The organism is Alcaligenes sp. Marseille-Q7550 (genome assembly GCF_965112015.1).
This window is the reverse complement of the sequence record NZ_CBCOPU010000001.1, coordinates 897,874-914,418: the sequence shown is the minus strand read 5'-3', so window position 1 is coordinate 914,418 and position 16,545 is coordinate 897,874. Positions and strand designations below refer to the sequence as shown.

Annotated in this window: 12 protein-coding genes; 5 read left to right on the top strand and 7 right to left on the bottom strand. The window is 66.2% G+C overall.

Annotation, left to right across the window (positions count from 1 at the left end; genetic code table 11):
- Positions 1 to 49: 49 nt before the first annotated feature.
- Entirely contained in the window at positions 50 to 1,915 is a 1,866-nt protein-coding gene (gene mnmD, locus ACWPWO_RS04335) for a tRNA (5-methylaminomethyl-2-thiouridine)(34)-methyltransferase MnmD (RefSeq protein WP_454004670.1), read from the bottom strand.
- A gap of 132 nt (positions 1,916 to 2,047) precedes the next feature.
- Between mnmD and ACWPWO_RS04330 the strand changes: the two genes are divergently transcribed.
- Positions 2,048 to 2,896 (top strand): inositol monophosphatase family protein, encoded by an 849-nt coding sequence (locus tag ACWPWO_RS04330; protein WP_394064428.1) that lies wholly within the window; start codon positions 2,048 to 2,050, stop codon positions 2,894 to 2,896.
- Between the two features lie 36 nt (positions 2,897 to 2,932).
- On the opposite strand, the gene ACWPWO_RS04325 is transcribed toward ACWPWO_RS04330, so the two are convergent.
- On the bottom strand, positions 2,933 to 4,630 hold the full coding sequence (locus ACWPWO_RS04325) for an AMP-binding protein (RefSeq protein ID WP_454004668.1): 1,698 nt from the start codon (positions 4,628 to 4,630) through the stop codon (positions 2,933 to 2,935).
- A 346-nt stretch (positions 4,631 to 4,976) separates the two neighbouring features.
- On the opposite strand from ACWPWO_RS04325, the gene ACWPWO_RS04320 reads away from it, so the two are divergent.
- From ACWPWO_RS04320 to mgtE, 3 genes are all read left to right on the top strand, one after another.
- Complete coding sequence (locus ACWPWO_RS04320; RefSeq protein WP_394064424.1) at positions 4,977 to 6,191, top strand: M20 aminoacylase family protein; 1,215 nt, start codon at positions 4,977 to 4,979, stop codon at positions 6,189 to 6,191.
- 173 nt (positions 6,192 to 6,364) lie between these two features.
- Positions 6,365 to 6,709, top strand: a complete 345-nt coding sequence (locus ACWPWO_RS04315) for an acyl-CoA thioesterase (protein WP_394065775.1) — start codon at positions 6,365 to 6,367, stop codon at positions 6,707 to 6,709.
- A 21-nt stretch (positions 6,710 to 6,730) separates the two neighbouring features.
- On the top strand, positions 6,731 to 8,212 hold the full coding sequence (gene mgtE / locus ACWPWO_RS04310; protein ID WP_394064422.1) for a magnesium transporter: 1,482 nt from the start codon (positions 6,731 to 6,733) through the stop codon (positions 8,210 to 8,212).
- A gap of 76 nt (positions 8,213 to 8,288) precedes the next feature.
- Here the strand turns inward: mgtE and ACWPWO_RS04305 are convergent, their stop codons facing one another.
- From ACWPWO_RS04305 to ACWPWO_RS04295, 3 genes are all read right to left on the bottom strand, one after another.
- Positions 8,289 to 9,176, bottom strand: a complete 888-nt coding sequence (locus ACWPWO_RS04305) for an NAD(P)-binding domain-containing protein (RefSeq protein WP_454004665.1) — start codon at positions 9,174 to 9,176, stop codon at positions 8,289 to 8,291.
- A 650-nt stretch (positions 9,177 to 9,826) separates the two neighbouring features.
- Entirely contained in the window at positions 9,827 to 12,556 is a 2,730-nt protein-coding gene (secA, locus tag ACWPWO_RS04300; protein ID WP_454004664.1) for a preprotein translocase subunit SecA, read from the bottom strand.
- A 119-nt stretch (positions 12,557 to 12,675) separates the two neighbouring features.
- On the bottom strand, positions 12,676 to 13,620 hold the full coding sequence (locus tag ACWPWO_RS04295; RefSeq protein ID WP_394064416.1) for a M23 family metallopeptidase: 945 nt from the start codon (positions 13,618 to 13,620) through the stop codon (positions 12,676 to 12,678).
- A gap of 81 nt (positions 13,621 to 13,701) precedes the next feature.
- On the opposite strand from ACWPWO_RS04295, the gene ACWPWO_RS04290 reads away from it, so the two are divergent.
- Positions 13,702 to 14,121, top strand: a complete 420-nt coding sequence (locus ACWPWO_RS04290) for a DciA family protein (protein ID WP_454004661.1) — start codon at positions 13,702 to 13,704, stop codon at positions 14,119 to 14,121.
- Positions 14,122 to 14,150: 29 nt separating this feature from the next.
- Here ACWPWO_RS04290 and lpxC read toward each other — a convergent pair whose 3' ends face one another.
- Positions 14,151 to 15,074 (bottom strand): UDP-3-O-acyl-N-acetylglucosamine deacetylase, encoded by a 924-nt coding sequence (lpxC, locus tag ACWPWO_RS04285; RefSeq protein WP_394064412.1) that lies wholly within the window; start codon positions 15,072 to 15,074, stop codon positions 14,151 to 14,153.
- Positions 15,075 to 15,357: 283 nt separating this feature from the next.
- Positions 15,358 to 16,524 carry a cell division protein FtsZ gene (ftsZ, locus tag ACWPWO_RS04280; RefSeq protein WP_454004659.1) on the bottom strand — a complete coding sequence of 389 codons (1,167 nt, stop codon included), beginning with the start codon at positions 16,522 to 16,524 and terminating at the stop codon, positions 15,358 to 15,360.
- Positions 16,525 to 16,545: the final 21 nt, after the last annotated feature.

The following is a 16,545-nucleotide window of genomic DNA, read 5'->3' as shown; positions in this document are numbered from 1 at the left end:
AGGAAAACCCTCGTTAAAAATAAGCGGAAATAAAAAATAAAAAAAGAAATCAGCGCGGCAGAACCGCCCGTTCCAGGCGCCGCTCCAGAGGAGCCGGCTCCTCCAGCCAACGCGAGGCCAGCAGGCCGGCTGCCAGCAGGCTCCAGCTCAGGCCGCGCGAGCCGTAGGCCGCCGCCATGAACAGCCCCGGGTGGCCCGGCAGGCATCCCATGACGGGCAGATGATCGCTGAGGGCGGCGCGCCAGCCCGCCCAGCCCGACCGGGGCTCGCGGCCGGCTGCTTCAGGCGGATCCGCCAGCATGGCGCCCACCTTGGACAGGTTCTGCGCATGGCCCTCGGCCGTCACTTCCGGCGTCTGGCCGGAACGCAGATACGTGCTGCCGATGACCTGGCCGCTCGCGTCCGCCGGCAGGATGTAGCCCAGGCCGCTGAGCGTGGGCCCCGACGGCGTCAATGACTGATCCGGCGGCAGGTAGCTGACCTGTCCCGCCAGGTCCTGCATGCGGGACAGGCGCGGCAGCAGATGAGCCGCCAGCACATCCGAATGCAGGGCCCGCAGGCTGCGCCCGGCCGCCGCCACCACGACGCGCGGCGTACGCTCGGCCACTCCGCCTGCCTCGCGATGGATGTCCCAGCAGCCCGGCTCGGACGAATCCCACACCTGCACCCGCTCCGGCAGGCATTCGATCAGGGGATGGTCCAACAGATGCGCCACCAGGGCCCCCGGATCCACCACCATGCCCTGCGGGAAATGCAGCCCGCCCCGGGCCAGGGCCATGCCTGCAGCCTGCGAGGCCCGGCCCCGATCCCACCATTGCACCCATTCCTCATCAAGCTGAAGGCGCGCAAGGGCGTCCTGGATATCTTCATCCAGGTTCCCGGCCTGCCCGACCAGCAGCGTGCCGACGCGCCTGGGCCGCGCGGCTTCCGGCAGATCCTTCCAGCCCTGCCAGGCGCGCAATACGCCGTTGCGGCTCAGGCGCGCGAGCGGAGCGTCATCCAGGGCGAACACGGGAGAGATGGCCGCCAGCCTGTGCCCCTGGTGGGAACCGTCGCGCCCCAGGCGCAGCACCGGGTCGCAGACCAGCACCGGCTGACCGCGGCGCGCCAGCTCCCAGGCGCAGGCCGCGCCGGCCAGGCCGGCGCCCACGATCACCACCCGTCCTTGCGCGGGCGGCGCGTCCCGGAGTCCCAGATGCGGCCGCAGGCTCGCCTGCATCGTGCACCATTTGCCGCCCGAGCCGGGCACCTTGCGCACCTCGAAGCCGACCGCGGCCAGATCGCGCCGCACCTGTCCGGCGCAGCACCAGGACGCAGCCGTCGCCCCGGGCGCGGCCAGACGCACCAGCTGGCCCAGCACCGCGCGCGACCACATTCCCGGATTACCCCTGGGAGCGAAACCGTCCAGGTAGAAGGCGTCGGCCCGGCATTGAAGTTCGCGCATGACGCTGTCCGCCTGGCCCAGGGCCAGGGTCAGCGTGACGCGGCCGCCTTCCAGCTCCAGGCGGTGCATGCCGGGCACCAGCACCGGCCAGGCGGACAGCAGCTCCTGCGCCCGAGGCTGCAACTCCTGCGGCAGGCGGCGATACAGGCTCGCGAGGTCGGCCCGGCGGAACGGATGGGCTTCGACTGACACAAAATGCAGGAAGTCGCTGCGCTGGGGATCGCTGCGCCATGCATCCCAGGTCGCCAGGAAGTTGGAACCCAGTCCGAAGCCCGTCTCGCAAATGGTGAATTGGCGACGCCCGCGCCAGCGTTCGGGCAAGCCGTTGCCGCGCAGAAACACTTGCTCGGCCTGGCCCAGCGGACCGCCGGGCGGGTGATAGACGTCCTGATAGGCCGAGCTGACGGGCACGCCCTGCTCATTGAATTCCAGGCGGGCCGGAACGAGCGGATCGTATGCTGCTGCAGTCATTGAAAAATTCGCCTGAAGAAAGACCGCCCATTGCCGGTCGCGCCCCCGGTCGGGGGCTTAATAAAACTGGAACAAAGACGCGCGTACAATGAAATGATCCACCGGCTTTTTTCAATCTCGAGAACACATCACATGCCATTGCCACGTTTACCGCTCAGCGACTGCCTGGACGCCGCCGTCACGGCGGCGCACGCCGCTGCAGCCATTTTACAGGCCTACGCCTTGAACCGCAGCGAACTGGTCATCACCAGCAAGATGCGCAACGACCTGGTGTCGCAAGCCGATCACGAAGCTGAGCAGGCCTGCATCGCGGTACTGCGCGAACGTACGCCCGACATGGATATCGTGGCCGAGGAAAGCGGCGGCGCCAGCAACGGCCGCCCCACCTGGTACATAGACCCGCTGGACGGCACCACCAACTTCCTGCATGGCATCCCCCAGTATGCCGTCTCGGTCGCCCTGATCGCGCCGGCCGGCACCCAGATGGACAATGTCGTGCTCGCCGAGGACACGCCCGTGATCGCCGTCGTCTACGACCCCAACCGCGAGGAGATGTTCACGGCCATGCACGGAGTGGGCGCCTGGCTGAACGGCAGCCGCATCCAGGTCTCCCAGGCCAAGACCATCGCGGATTCCGTGCTGGCCACGGGTTTTCCGTTCCGCGACTTCTCCTTCGCCGACCAGTACATGCCCACGCTGCAGGCCGCCATCACCGGCAGCCGCGGCGTGCGCCGCATGGGCGCGGCCGCGCTGGACCTGGCCTGGGTGGCCTGCGGCCGCTACGATGGTTATTGGGAAATGGGCCTGGCGCCCTGGGACGTGGCGGCCGGCACCTTGCTGGTGCGCGAAGCCAAGGGCGTGTGCCAGGACCTGTACCAGGAACAGCCCTGGCCCTCGGGCGGCTACGTCTATGCGGGCAATCCGCAAATCGCCGAACAGTTGCTGGAGATGGCCCGCCCCCATCTGACCCGGCGTCCTTGATCGTCCGCCGGCCGGAACGTTCTGCGCCGCGCCGGTTCAACCGGCCGGCGCCTTCCCGGCTTCCTCGTCGCGCAGCACGCGGCGCAGGATCTTGCCCACATTACTCTTGGGCAGCTCGTCCCGGAACTCGATGATGCGCGGCCGCTTGTAGGCCGTCAGCCGCTCCTTGCACCAGCGCTTGATCTCGTCCTCGGTCAGGGACGGGTTCTTGCGCACCACGAAAAGCTTGATGGTCTCGCCGCTGTGCTCGCTGGGCACGCCCACGGCGGCCACTTCCAGCACGTCCGGATGCGAGGCCACGACATCTTCGATCTCGTTGGGATAGACGTTGAAGCCCGAGACCAGGATCATGTCTTTCTTGCGGTCGACCAGGCGGATGCGGCCCTGCTCGTCCATGATGCCTATGTCCCCCGTCTTCAGGAAGCCTTCGGCGGTGAAGGTCTTGGCGGTTTCCTCGGGCTGGTTCCAGTAGGCGGACATGACCTGCGGCCCTTTCACCGCCAGTTCGCCCTGCTCGCCCTGGGCCACGGGCTGATCCTGGCTGTCCAGCAGGACAACGTCCGTGGACGGCAGCGGAAAGCCGATGGTGCCGCTGTAGTCCCTGGAGTCGGTGGCGTTGACCGCCACCACGGGCGACGTCTCGGACAGGCCGTAGCCCTCGATCAGCGGGCACCCGGTCAGCGCCAGCCAGCGCTCGGCCACGGACTTCTGCAGCGCGGCCCCGCCGGCCAGGCACAGCTTGAGCTGCGCGAAAGGCAGGGAACGGAACGGTCCGTGATTGGCCAGGGCGTTGAACAAGGTGTTGACCGCCGGCACGACCTCGGGCGGGTTGCGCTTCCAGGCCTTGCAGATGGAATCCAGATCGCGCGGATTCATGATCAATACCATGTGCATGCCCGCATACAGGGCGAACAGACCGCACACGGTCAGGGCGAAGATGTGATAGAGCGGCAGGGCCACCATCATGGTGTAGGCCGGTCCCTGGAAATCGCCCAGGGCCGGATGCCCGACGGCTTCCACCTGCAGCACGTTGGCCATCAGGTTGCGCTGGCTGAGCATGGCGCCCTTGGGACGGCCCGTGGTGCCGCCGGTGTACTGCAGCAGCGCCAGATCATCGGGATGCGCGGGCTCGCGCCGCAGGGGCAGGCTCGCGCCCTGCTCCAGCACATCCTGCAGGTGCAGCGCGCCGGGCAGGGAGTACGAGGGCACCATGCGCTTGAGATAGCGCACCGCCAGGTTGATCACGGCGCCCTTCAAGCCCATCAGGTCGCCCACCGTGCTGATCAGCACATGGCGCGGCTGCACTTGCTTGGGCACCTGCTGCAGCACATGCGCGAAGTTTTCCAGGATAACGATGACATCGGACTGGCTGTCGGCCAGCTGGTGCTCCAGTTCTCGCTCGGTGTACTGCGGGTTGGTGTTGACCGCCACCATGCCGGCGCGCAGCGTGCCCACCAGAGCCATCAGGAACGGCAGGCCGTTGGGCAGCATCAGCATGACGCGGCTGCCGCGCTCCAGGCCCTGGGACTGCAGCCAGGCGGCAAAGGCATCGGCGCGCCGGTCCAGTTGCGCATAGCTGACGTCATGGCCCATGAAGGTCAGCGCGGTCCTGTCTTTGTGCTTCTTGATGGCGGTATCCAGAGAGTCGATCAGGGTCTGGTCGGGGCCGAGCCGGATGTCCTTGGGCACAGATGGCGGATAGTGCTCGAGCCATGGTTTTTGCTGAGTATCCAAGAGCTTGTCACCTAATTCTGGTTTATTTATGGTTAACTCTACTCTACCTCATTGTTTAGAACCTGTTCACGTTCTTTTCATGGCGCCTGCCGCCCTGCGAGGCCGTGGGCGCAAGGCGCGAACCGCAGCCGGGCTGGCGGTCCGGCGGGAAATTGCAACGCGGCAGACGCGGCCCTGTAGGGGCCACTCTTCGGGCCAGGCAGCATACAGCAGCGCCCCGTGTTGCGCGCCATGCCCAGGCGCCAGCATGAGCGGCGACGCGCGCTCGGCTTGCCTCTGTCTGCTGTCCTGCGGACGCCATGAAAAGAACGTGAACAGGTTCCCGGCCCACGAACAGGACTGCATCATGAAGCTGCTCGAACCCATTTCCGCCTGGTCCCACGAGATCGCGGCCATACGCCGCGACCTTCACGCCCATCCCGAACTGGCCTTCGAAGAAACCCGCACCGCCGACCAGGTGGCGCACTGGCTGCAGCAGTGGGACATCCCCGTGCATCGGGGGCTGGGCGTCACCGGGGTGGTGGGCGTGCTCAAGGGCACGGGCGGCGAAGGGCCTTCCATAGGCCTGCGCGCCGACATGGACGCCCTGCCCATGCAGGAACTCAACGAGTTCGCCCACAAAAGCCGCCACGACGGCAAGATGCACGCCTGCGGACACGACGGCCACACCGCCATGCTGCTGGGCGCGGCCCGCTATCTGTCCGAGCACCGCGATTTCGCCGGCACCATCCACCTGATTTTCCAGCCGGCCGAGGAAGGCTTCGGCGGGGCCCGCGAGATGATACGCGACGGACTGTTCGAACGCTTCCCCATGCAGGCGGTCTTCGGCCTGCACAACTGGCCCGGCATGCCCGCGGGCACCTTCGGCGTGCTGCCCGGCGCCATGATGGCCTCCAGCAATACTTTCGAGATCCGCATCGAGGGCAAGGGCGCCCACGGGGGCATGCCCAACCTGGGCGTGGACCCCGTGGTCACGGCCGTGCAGCTGGCCCAGAGCCTGCAGAGCATCGTCAGCCGCAACGTGGACCCGCTCGAGCCCGTGGTGCTCAGCATCACGCAGATCCATGCCGGTTCGGCTGACAACGTCATTCCCAACGAGGCCGTCATGCGCGGCACCGTGCGCACCTTCTCCGTGCAGGCCCTGGACCTGGTCGAGCAGCGCATGCGCGAGCTGGCCGAGCACACCTGCGCGGCCTTCGGCTGCAAGGCCGAATTCGACTTCGACCGCCGTTACCCGCCCACCATCAACGACCCCGGCCAGGCCGCCTTCTGCGCCCAGGTCATCCGCGAACTGGTGGGCGAAGACCGCCTGCGCCAGGACATCCGCCCCTCCATGGGGGCCGAGGACTTCTCCTTCATGCTGCAGGAGGTGCCCGGCTGCTACGTCTGGCTGGGCAACGGCGACGGCGACCACCGCAGCCAGGGCCACGGCATGGGGCCGTGCATGCTGCACAACGGCAGCTATGACTTCAACGACGCGCTCATCCCCGTGGGCGCCAGCTACTGGGTCAAGCTGGCGCTGGACTGGCTGCGACAGCATCGATCACCGTCGATGCTTTAACAAATGTTTAGCGGCAGACCTCGCGCTTGCCATTACAATGCCAGTTCCCGCCGTCTGCCGTGCGCGGCCCGGTCGCGCACCTCGGCCATCCGCCAATCCGTACCACTGGAGTATTCGTGAGTACCCCAAGCATTCCCACCCAGCTTCCCGACGGCGCGCCCACCCTGCGCGTCATGCCCATGCCCTCGGACGCCAACATCCACGGCGACGTCTTCGGCGGCTGGATCATGTCCCAGGTCGACATCGCCGGCGCCATCCCGGCCACGCGCCGCGCCCAGGGCCGGGTCGCCACCATTGCGGTGAACGCCTTCACCTTCAAGCAGCCCGTCTTCGTGGGCGACCTGCTCAGCTTCTATACCGAGATCGTCAAGACCGGGCGCACCTCCATCACCGTCTCGGTGGAAGTCTATGCGGAGCGCAAGCGCCTGCAACTGGAAACGGTCAAGGTGACCGAGGCCACGCTGACCTACGTGGCCACCGACGACGAGCGCCGCAGCCGCCCGCTGCCCCCACTCTAAGCAACAGCAACAGGCAGGCCTATGCAGGAAAACCAGGTTTCCCCCTCCGACACCAGCCCCAACCCGACGCCGCGCCGGCTGGAGCCCGAAGACGCGCAACAGGCCCTGCATCGCCTGCAGAACATCCTCAAGCGCCAGGAAGTGGTGGAATCCCTGGCCCAGCGCCAATTCGAGGACGATGACCGCTCCAACCTGCTCGAAGGCCTGATCCACCGACAGCACGAGGCCGAGATCAAGGCCATCATCAACGACCTGCATCCGGCCGACATCGCCTTCATCCTGGAGTCGCTGCCCGAAGCCGAGCGCCAGGCCGTCTGGCAGCTGGTCAGCTCCGAACACGACGCCGACGTGCTGCTGGAAGTGGCGGACTGGGCGCGCGAGTCGCTGATCCGCTCCATGGACACCGCCGACCTGATCGCGGCCGCCGGCAACATGGACGCCGACGAGATCGCCGACCTGGTGCCGGACCTGCCGCCGGACGTGGTGGCCGCCGTGCAGCGCGGCCTGACCGACGAGGAGCGCGCCCAGCTGATCGAAGCCATGGGCTATCCCGAGGACACCGTCGGCGCCATCATGGACTTCGACATGGTGCGAGTGCGCGAGGACGTCACCCTGGAGGTGGTGCTGCGCTACCTGCGCCGCCTGCAGGAGCTGCCCGACCACACCGACCAGATTTTCGTGGTGGACCGCGCCGACAAGCTGCAGGGCACCCTGTCCCTGACCCGCATGCTGGTCAGCGAGCCCGAAACCCTGGTCTCCTCGGTGATGTCCACCGACTACCTGACGCTCAATCCCCTGGATTCGGACTCCGACGCGGCCGGCGCCTTCGAGCGCTACGACCTGGTGTCCGCCCCCGTGGTGGACGACATGGGCCGCCTGATCGGGCGCGTGACCATCGACGAGGTCGTGGACGTGCTGCAGGAGGACTCGCAGGAACAGGCCCTGTCCCGGGCCGGTCTGCAGGAAGAAGACATCTTCTCGCCCATCCGCACGGCCATCCGCAACCGCGCCCCCTGGCTGCTGATCAATCTGTGCACGGCCGCCACCGCCTCTTTCGTCGCCTCGCGCTTCGAGGACACGGTCAGCCACATCGTCATCCTGGCCTTCCTGATGTCCATCGTGGCCGGCATAGGCGGCAACTCCGGCAACCAGACCATGACCATGATCATCCGCGCCATGGCCACCGGCCGCGTCACGGGCTCGAACGTGCTGCCCCTGATCAAGCGCGAACTGCTGGTCACCTTTCTGGTGGGGGCCTGCGGCAGCATCGTCACGGCCTTCTTCGCCTGGTTCATTTCCGACTCCATCGCCATCGCCGCCGTGATGATGGCCGCCATGATAGGGAACATGCTGCTGGGCGCCGCCCTGGGAGTGCTCATCCCCATTCTGCGGGACCGCTTCGGCAACGACCCCGCCGTGGGCTCATCGGTGCTGCTGACCTTCGCCACCGATTCGCTGGGCTTTCTGCTGTTCCTGGGCCTGGCCACCATCTTCCTGCTGTAGGGCCGGCGCGGGTCCTGCAAGCGCGGACGGAGGCCCGGCCTCCCCCTGCGGCGGCATTCCCGGCGGCGTTGCGCTGTCAGCGCGCCTTAGTGTCCGCGTCCGCCAGCAGCACCGCCAGGCTTTCTTCCACGCCCAGCGCCTGGCTGCGCTGCAGCGCCGGCGTATCCGCCGTGTGCTGGAAGAAGTCCAGAACCCCGTCCATGACGCGAGGCGCTATGCCCGCCTGTTCGATCTGCCGCTTCACTTGCAGCACTTCGTCACGCCTGCGCACGCCGTGCACCAGGTGCGTGCGCAGGCACAGTTCCATGAAATGGCGCAGCCCGTGGCGATCCAGATCCCGCAGCACCTCGTGCAGCTCCTCACGCAGGCCCATCCGTTCGGCCAGCATCAGGTTCTCGATGGCCAGCGCTTCCAGGCCCTTGGTCATCAGGCTGCGCAACAGCTTCAGGCGCATGGCGTCGCCCGCCTTGCCGGGCAGCACCCGCATGGCGGCTCCCTGCGCCTGCCAGAATGCGGCGGCGCGTTCCGCGCCCTTTCCGGCCCCCAGCAGCGAGGTGCGCACGCCGGTGGTGGGCACCGAACCCATGATGGCGATGTCCGCGAAATCCACGTCGCGCTGCCGGGCCAGCTCCTCCATGACCTCCATGTCCTGCGGCTCGCCGGTGCACAGGTCCATGTACAGGCTGCCCGGCGGCAGACACGGCAGCACGGACTGCGCCACCGCCGCCGCCTGCGCGCCCGTAACGGCGCTGATCACGGCGTCCAGCCCGCGCCAGGCTTCGCCGGGCGCCAGGCACAGTTCGGCCTGCAGTTGCCGCGCCAGCTCGCGCGCCGCCGGCGTCTCGCGCCGCACCAGCAGAAAAGAAATCTCCACCCCGGCTGACTTCAAGGCCGGACCATAACAACGGGCGACCTCGCCCGCGCCCACGAGGGCGATACGATGCAATTCAGGGAACATGCTCATGAGGGGGAAACGAGGGCTGCAATGTCGGTACAAACTTCAAGCTTAAACCACGACTCGTGGCATCTCACTGACGTCCTCGTCCCGTGATTCGGCAGATTGACTCGTACCAGTTGGCTGATACAGCGGACCTTGAACTGCATCCTTATAAAGACCGGCTCTCCTACCGAACAGTCGGCCAGTTGCGCCGCAACTTCTGGGCAAGGAACAAAGGCTCTTCGTCCTTTATCGAGGCCATGGCAGGCGTGCAGGATCCTCTTGGGTCAGGTGACCATTGTGAGCCGTTCAGGATGTGGGTGGACTCGTCAGGGCGGGTCAGATGGCTTGCCGCAGGCGAGAGAGCGCGCAGGGATGCAAGCACCTTGCTGTCTGAGTCCGGCGCTTGTGGTTCGCCCGGGGGGCGAACCACCCGGACGAGTTCAAGGTGCGCCCGGAGCGATCTCCCGACAAGGGAACCGGTGCGCAGCATCGGCAAGCCGTCAGCCCGGACGGGTCCACCCACATCCTGAACGGCGTCTTTACAAAGGCCAGCTCTGCTATCGACCAGCCGATTCGTGCTCTGCAACTCGACGGAGAGCCAAAGAAAAACCCCATGGGCCGGAGTCCATGGGGTCGATGAAGACAGCATCCGGCCTATGCGGGCCGGGCAGGCGTCAGGCCAGGCGGCCGTGGCATTGCTTGTATTTCTTGCCGCTGCCGCACGGGCAGGGGTCGTTGCGGCCCACGCGGGGGACTTCGCCCTGTGGAGTCTCCTCCAGGCCGGGGTCCTCGCCGCTGAGGGCGGCGTCGTAGTCCGAGTGATGGAAACGCACATTGGCCGGGGGCGGCGTGTCCACCGCGGCTTCCTGCGCCTGTTCGGGCGACTGGATGCGCACGGTCATCAGCACCTTGACCACTTCGTCACGCACGCGATCCAGCATGTCGGAGAACAGCTCGAAGGCTTCGCGCTTGTATTCCTGCTTGGGATCCTTCTGGGCGTAGCCGCGCAGGTGGATGCCCTGGCGCAGGTGATCCAGCGCCTGCAGGTGGCCGCGCCATTGCGTGTCGATGGACTGCAGCAACACCGCGCGCTCGAAGCTGCCCCAGTTGGGCTGGCCCACCTGGTCGATCTTGGCCTGCAGCAGGCGGCGGGACTCTTCCACGACGCGGTCATGCAGGTCCTCGTCGGTCAGGTTGGGCTCCTGCTCCAGCATGGCGGCCAGGGGCAGCTCGATCTGGAAGGTGCTGGCCAGGGCCGTGGTCAGGCCGGGAATGTCCCATTGCTCTTCCATGGACTCTTCAGGCACATATTCGCGGAACAGGCGGCTGACGGCGGCTTCGCGCAGGCTGCTGATGGTGTCGGTGATGTCGGCCGACTCCAGGACCTCGTTGCGCTGGGCGTAGATGACCTTGCGCTGATCGTTGGCCACGTCGTCGTACTGCAGCAATTGCTTGCGGATGTCGAAGTTGCGGGCCTCGACCTTGCGCTGGGCCGACTCGATGGAGCGGGTGACCATGCGGGCCTCGATGGGCTCGCCTTCGGGCAGGCGCAGGCGCTCCATGATGGCGCGCACGCGGTCGCCGGCGAAGATGCGCATCAGCGAGTCTTCCAGCGACAGGTAGAAGCGCGAGGAGCCGGGGTCGCCCTGGCGGCCGGCGCGGCCGCGAAGCTGGTTGTCGATACGACGCGATTCGTGGCGCTCGGTGCCGATGATGCGCAGGCCGCCGGCCTGCTTGACCTGCTGGTTGACGGGCTCCCAGGCGGCGCGGATGGCCTGGATCCGGGCGTCCTTCTGTTCCTGGCTGAGCGAGGCGTCCTCGCGCACCTGCGCGATGGCGCGCTCGATGCTGCCGCCCAGCACGATGTCGGTGCCGCGGCCGGCCATGTTGGTGGCGATGGTGACATGGCCCGGCTTGCCGGCCTCGGCCACGATCTCGGCTTCGCGCGCGTGCTGCTTGGCGTTCAGCACCTCGTGCGCCACGCCCGCGGCCTTCAGGCGCTGGGAGATCAGCTCGGAGTTCTCGATGCTGGTGGTGCCCACCAGCACGGGCTGGCCGCGCTCATGGCAGTCCTGGATGTCCTTCAGGATGGCGTTGAACTTTTCCTCGTCGGTCTTGAACACCTGGTCGTTCTGGTCGTTGCGCTGGGGCGGACGGTTCGGAGGAATGATGACAGTTTCCAGGCCGTAGATTTCCTGGAATTCGTAGGCTTCCGTGTCGGCCGTGCCGGTCATGCCGGCCAGCTTCTCGTACATGCGGAAGTAGTTCTGGAAGGTGATGGAGGCCAGGGTCTGGTTTTCGTTCTGGATGCGCACGCCTTCCTTGGCTTCCACGGCCTGGTGCAGGCCGTCGGACCAGCGGCGGCCGGCCATCAGGCGGCCGGTGAACTCGTCCACGATGACCACTTCGCCGTCCTGCACCACGTACTGCTGGTCGCGGAAGAACAGGTTGTGGGCGCGCAGGGCGACCATCAGATGGTGCATCAGGGAAATATGGCGCGGCTCGTACAGGGACTCGCCCTCGGGCAGCAGGCCGATCTCGGTCAGGATTTCCTCGGCGCGCTCGTGGCCGGCCTCGGAGATGTGGACCTGCTGGCCCTTCTCGTCCACCCAGAAGTGGCCTTCGGGCTCGGGTTCGTTGGGGCGCGGCTCCTGTGTCATGCGGGTCAGCATGGGCGGGACCACATTCATGCGCACGTACAGTTCGGTATTGTCCTCGGCCTGGCCGGAGATGATCAGCGGCGTGCGGGCCTCGTCGATCAGGATGGAGTCCACTTCGTCGACGATGGCGTAGGACAGGCCGCGCTGACGGCGGTCCTCGGCGCGATATTCCATGTTGTCGCGCAGGTAGTCGAAGCCGAATTCGTTGTTGGTGCCGTAGGTGATGTCGGCCTGGTAGGCGGCGATCTTCTCGGCGTTGTCCTGCTGGGGCACGACCACGCCCACGCTCAGGCCCAGGAAGTTGTACAGGCGCCCCATCCATTCGGCGTCGCGCCGGGCCAGGTAGTCGTTGACCGTGACCACGTGCACGCCCTTGCCCGCCAGGGCGTTCAGGTAGACGGCCAGCGTGGCGGTCAGGGTCTTGCCTTCGCCGGTGCGCATTTCGGCGATCTTGCCGTTGTGCAGGGCGATTGCGCCCAGCATCTGCACGTCGAAGTGGCGCATGCCGAAGACGCGTATGCTGGCCTCGCGCACCACGGCGAAGGCCTCGGGCAGCAGCGAATTGAGCGACGCCCCGTCGTTGGCGATGCGCTGGCGGAACTCCTGGGTCTTGGCAGCCAGGTCCTCGTCGCTCAGCCCTTTCACGGAGGGTTCGAGCGCATTAATCTGCGCGACCAGCTTGCGGTATTGTTTGAGCAATCGGTCGTTGCGACTGCCAATAAGCTTTTTCAGCAATGAAACCATTCTTGTGTCGTCAATGTGGGCGAGGCTGCAAGGACTTGCAACAATACCCCATTCCTATATCAGGTTAAAGGGAAGCGCAAGAAAACAATACAGTTTAACGCACATGCCGTCCGGTGGAACTACTTGCCCGAATCCAATTGCGCGATCTGATTGTCCACGTACTCGCGCGCCGGCAGGAACAGGTTGGGGTCCAGCGCATGGCCCGCCATGCGCACCTCGAAGTGCAGATGCGAGCCGGTGGACTGTCCGGTGGAGCCCACGCGGGCGATCAGCTGGCCTTTTTCCACGACGTCGCCCAGCTTGACGATGATGGAGGAGGCATGCGCGTAGCGGGTGCTCATGCCGTTGCCGTGATTGATTTCCACCAGCTTGCCATAGCCGGGCACGTAGCGCGCCTCGGACACCACACCGCCGGAAGCGGCATAGATGGGCGTGCCCTTGGGCGCCGGAAAGTCCAGCCCCTCGTGCAGGGCGTGGCGGCCCGTGATGGGGTGCCGGCGCCAGCCGAACGACGAGGCCACGGCATCGTAGTCAATGGGGCGGTAATTGGGCAGGCGCGCTTCGTTGCCGCTGCGTTCGGTCAGCACGGAATCCAGCATGTTGAACCAGTCCTGCTGGTCGGACATCTGCTTGGCCAGGCTGTCCAGCTGCTCCCCCAGGCGTTCGGCGCTCCAGCCCAGGTCGGCGCCCGCGATGCTGGTGGACAGCTCGGCGTCCTGCACCGGCATGGAGTCGGCCAGTTCGGGATTGGTGTAGGCGATGCCGGCGGCCTCGGCCACACGCTTGCTCACGCCGTCCATCTCGATCAGCTTGGCCTGCAGGTCGCCGACCTTTTCGGCCAGGCGATTGACGTTGTCCTGCAGTGCGGCGCTGCGCACCTGCTGCTGGACATCCGCCCCGCCCTGCGGGGCGGAGGCGCCGTCGCGTTCGTTCCAATGCGATTGCACCCAGGCGCCCGCACCTGCGGAAACGCCCAACGATGCAGCGGCCAGGACGGCAATCAGCGCCTGGCGCAGTCCTTTGGCGTTAGAATCCAAGGACTTGTTGTCTTTCTGTCGATCCACTTTCGTCAAACCTCGAGCAGGGCCGAGAAGCCGCATTCCGCGTGGGCGGCGCGCAAGCGCGGCAGTGGCCAAGGCCACGCCTTGGGCTGGCTGGCCAGCGACCAGCAAGGTTCCCAGGTTCTGGAAATGGCCCGGCAGCTCATGGCGGCGCAGACCCATGTCAGCAAGGCCTTGCCACCGGCATTGGGCAAGGCATGTAAGGTAGCCCGTATAGACAGACAGCAATTGACGCTGGCAGTTCCCAGCGCCGCGCATGCCGCCAAGCTGCGACAGCTGCTGCCCACCGTGATGCGGCGCCTGAACGCCGCTGGCTGGAACATTACCGATGCGCTGGTCCATGTACAAGCCCATTTGTTCGCCGGCGAGACAATAAAAGCCGAGCGCCAGGTCCAGCCCCTGGACGAGCGGGCCTTGCAATCGTTCGAGCAGTTGCGCGACTCACTGCCTCAGGGGCCGCTGGCCGAGGCCATAGAACGACTGCTGCGGCATCACCGCGGCTGACTTTCCCCGCCAGGGGAAGCGGCCCGCGATCAGGCGAACTTCCACTCGCTGGTGTAGGCGCGCGGCGCGGCCGCGGCCGATTCGAAGGTGACCAGTTCCCAGCTGTCCTGGGCGGCCAGCAGGGCGCGGGCCAACTGGTTGTTCAGGCCATGGCCGGACTTGCAGGCCACGTAGCGCGCGATCAGCGGATGGCCGATCAGATACAGGTCGCCGATGGCGTCCAGGATCTTGTGCTTGACGAACTCGTCTTCGTAGCGCAGGCCGTCGCTGTTGAGCACGCGGTACTCGTCCATGACGATGGCATTGTCCAGGCTGCCCCCGCGGGCCAGCCCGGCCGCCCGCAAGGCTTCGACTTCGCTGGCAAAACCAAACGTACGGGCACGGGCGATGGTCTTGACGTAGGAGTCGCGGGCGAAATCCACTTCGGCGAAATTGGCGGTGGCGTCAATGGCCGGGTGGTGAAAATCGATGGAGAACTGCAGGGCGAAGCCCTCGAAAGGTTCCAGGCGCGCCCACTTGATGTCCTGCCCCTCGCCCTCGGAGACTTCGATGGGCTTGAGCACGCGCAGGAACTTCTTGGGCGCGGCCTGCTCCTGCAGGCCAGCCGAACGCAGCAGATACACGAAGGTGCCGGCGCTGCCGTCCATGATGGGCACTTCTTCGGCGGTCAGGTCCACGTGCAGGTTGTCGATGCCCAGTCCGGCGATGGCCGACATCAGGTGCTCGACGGTGGAGACGCGCACGTTGTCCTTGATCAATACAGAGGCCATGCGGGTGCCGCCGACCTTGTCGGCCTGGGCCGGCAGGTCCACGACTTCGGGCAGATCAACGCGGTGGAACACAATACCGGTATCGGGCGCAGCGGGACGCAGCGTGATCTCCACGCGACGTCCGGAGTGCAGGCCGACTCCTTTCGTACTGATGACGTTCTTGATGGTGCGTTGGCGAAGCATGGCGGTTCTTGTATTTGTAAATCGTTGTTCGTAAAGACGATTGTAACCGGGTTACGGGTTATCCACTATACCTTTTGTGTTGCCGAACCTTGTTGTCAAGGGGTAACTGCAACAAAACCGGCAAGAAACACCCCTCGCTGCGCCTTCGGCTTGCTGCCCCCCAAGGGGGTGCTTTTTGCCTTGGGAACGGCCCGGCGACAAATAAGAACGCCCCCCGGAGCGCGAACGCCCAGGGGGAGTGTGGGAGAAATCAAACAGGCGAATCGGGTATCGCCGGCCTGATTCAATCAGCTTGCTTGCGCAGGAATGCCGGAATGTCGAAATGGTCCATGCCGGCGGTTTCCAGGGCGCGCACCTGGGCCGATGCCTGGCTGCGCGGGTTGCGGATCACGGCGGGCACGTCCGCATTGGCGTAGTCCACGCCGATGACGGGCATGTTGTCCGTGCCGGTGCGCAACACTTCTTCGTTGTTCTGCACCAGTTGAGGACGGGACTGCTTGCGGCCCAGGCCGGTCGCCACCACGGTGACGCGCAGGCTGTCGCCCATGGACTCGTCGTAGGCCGTGCCGAAGATGACGGTGGCGTCCTCGGCGGCATAGCTGCGGATGGTGTCCATGATCTCGCGGGTCTCGCGCATCTTCAGCGAGGACGAGGACGTGATGTTCACCAGCATGCCGCGGGCGCCGTGCAGGTCCACGCCTTCCAGCAGCGGGCAGGCGATGGCGCGCTCGGCGGCCTCGCGGGCGCGGTTCGAGCCCGAAGCGATCGCCGTGCCCATCATGGCCTGGCCCTGCTCGCCCATGATGGTCTTGACGTCTTCGAAGTCCACGTTCACGTTGCCTTCGACATTGATGATCTCGGCAATGCCGGCGCAGGCGTTGTGCAGCACGTCGTCGGCGGCCTTGAAGCAGTCGGACTGCGTGGCGTCCTCGTCCATCAGATCGTACAGGTTCTCGTTCAGCACCACGATCAGCGAATGAACGTGCTTGCTCAGCTCCTCGATGCCTTCCTCGGCCATGCGCAGGCGGCGGCTGCCTTCAAACGAGAAAGGCTTGGTCACCACGCCCACGGTCAGGATGCCCAGCTCCTTGGCCACTTCGGCCACCACGGGGCTGGCGCCCGTGCCGGTGCCGCCGCCCATGCCGGCGGTGATGAAGACCATGTTCGCGCCGTTCAGGGCCGCGCGGGGTTCCTCACGGGCCGTCCCGGCGGCGGCGCGGCCCTGGTCGGGCTTGGCGCCGGCGCCCAGGCCGGTGCGCCCCAGGCGGATCTGGACGGGGGCTTCGCTGCTGGCCAGGGCCTGCGAATCCGTATTGGCGCAGATGAAATCCACGCCCTGCACGCCCGAACGGATCATGTGCATGACGGCATTGCCGCCCGCCCCGCCCACGCCGACCACCTTGATGACCGTGCCGTTCCGGCTGGTATCCAACATTTCAAAATTCATCATGATTGACTCCCACTCAAACAC

Coding starts and splice junctions, on each gene's coding strand:
- lpxC (WP_394064412.1), bottom strand. CDS start 15,074: ATGCTTCGCCAACGCACCATCAAGAACGTCATCAGTACGAAAGGAGTC.
- mnmD (WP_454004670.1), bottom strand. CDS start 1,915: ATGACTGCAGCAGCATACGATCCGCTCGTTCCGGCCCGCCTGGAATTC.
- ftsZ (WP_454004659.1), bottom strand. CDS start 16,524: ATGATGAATTTTGAAATGTTGGATACCAGCCGGAACGGCACGGTCATC.
- mgtE (WP_394064422.1), top strand. CDS start 6,731: ATGCAGGAAAACCAGGTTTCCCCCTCCGACACCAGCCCCAACCCGACG.
- ACWPWO_RS04330 (WP_394064428.1), top strand. CDS start 2,048: ATGCCATTGCCACGTTTACCGCTCAGCGACTGCCTGGACGCCGCCGTC.
- ACWPWO_RS04320 (WP_394064424.1), top strand. CDS start 4,977: ATGAAGCTGCTCGAACCCATTTCCGCCTGGTCCCACGAGATCGCGGCC.
- ACWPWO_RS04305 (WP_454004665.1), bottom strand. CDS start 9,176: ATGAGCATGTTCCCTGAATTGCATCGTATCGCCCTCGTGGGCGCGGGC.
- secA (WP_454004664.1), bottom strand. CDS start 12,556: ATGGTTTCATTGCTGAAAAAGCTTATTGGCAGTCGCAACGACCGATTG.
- ACWPWO_RS04315 (WP_394065775.1), top strand. CDS start 6,365: ATGCCCATGCCCTCGGACGCCAACATCCACGGCGACGTCTTCGGCGGC.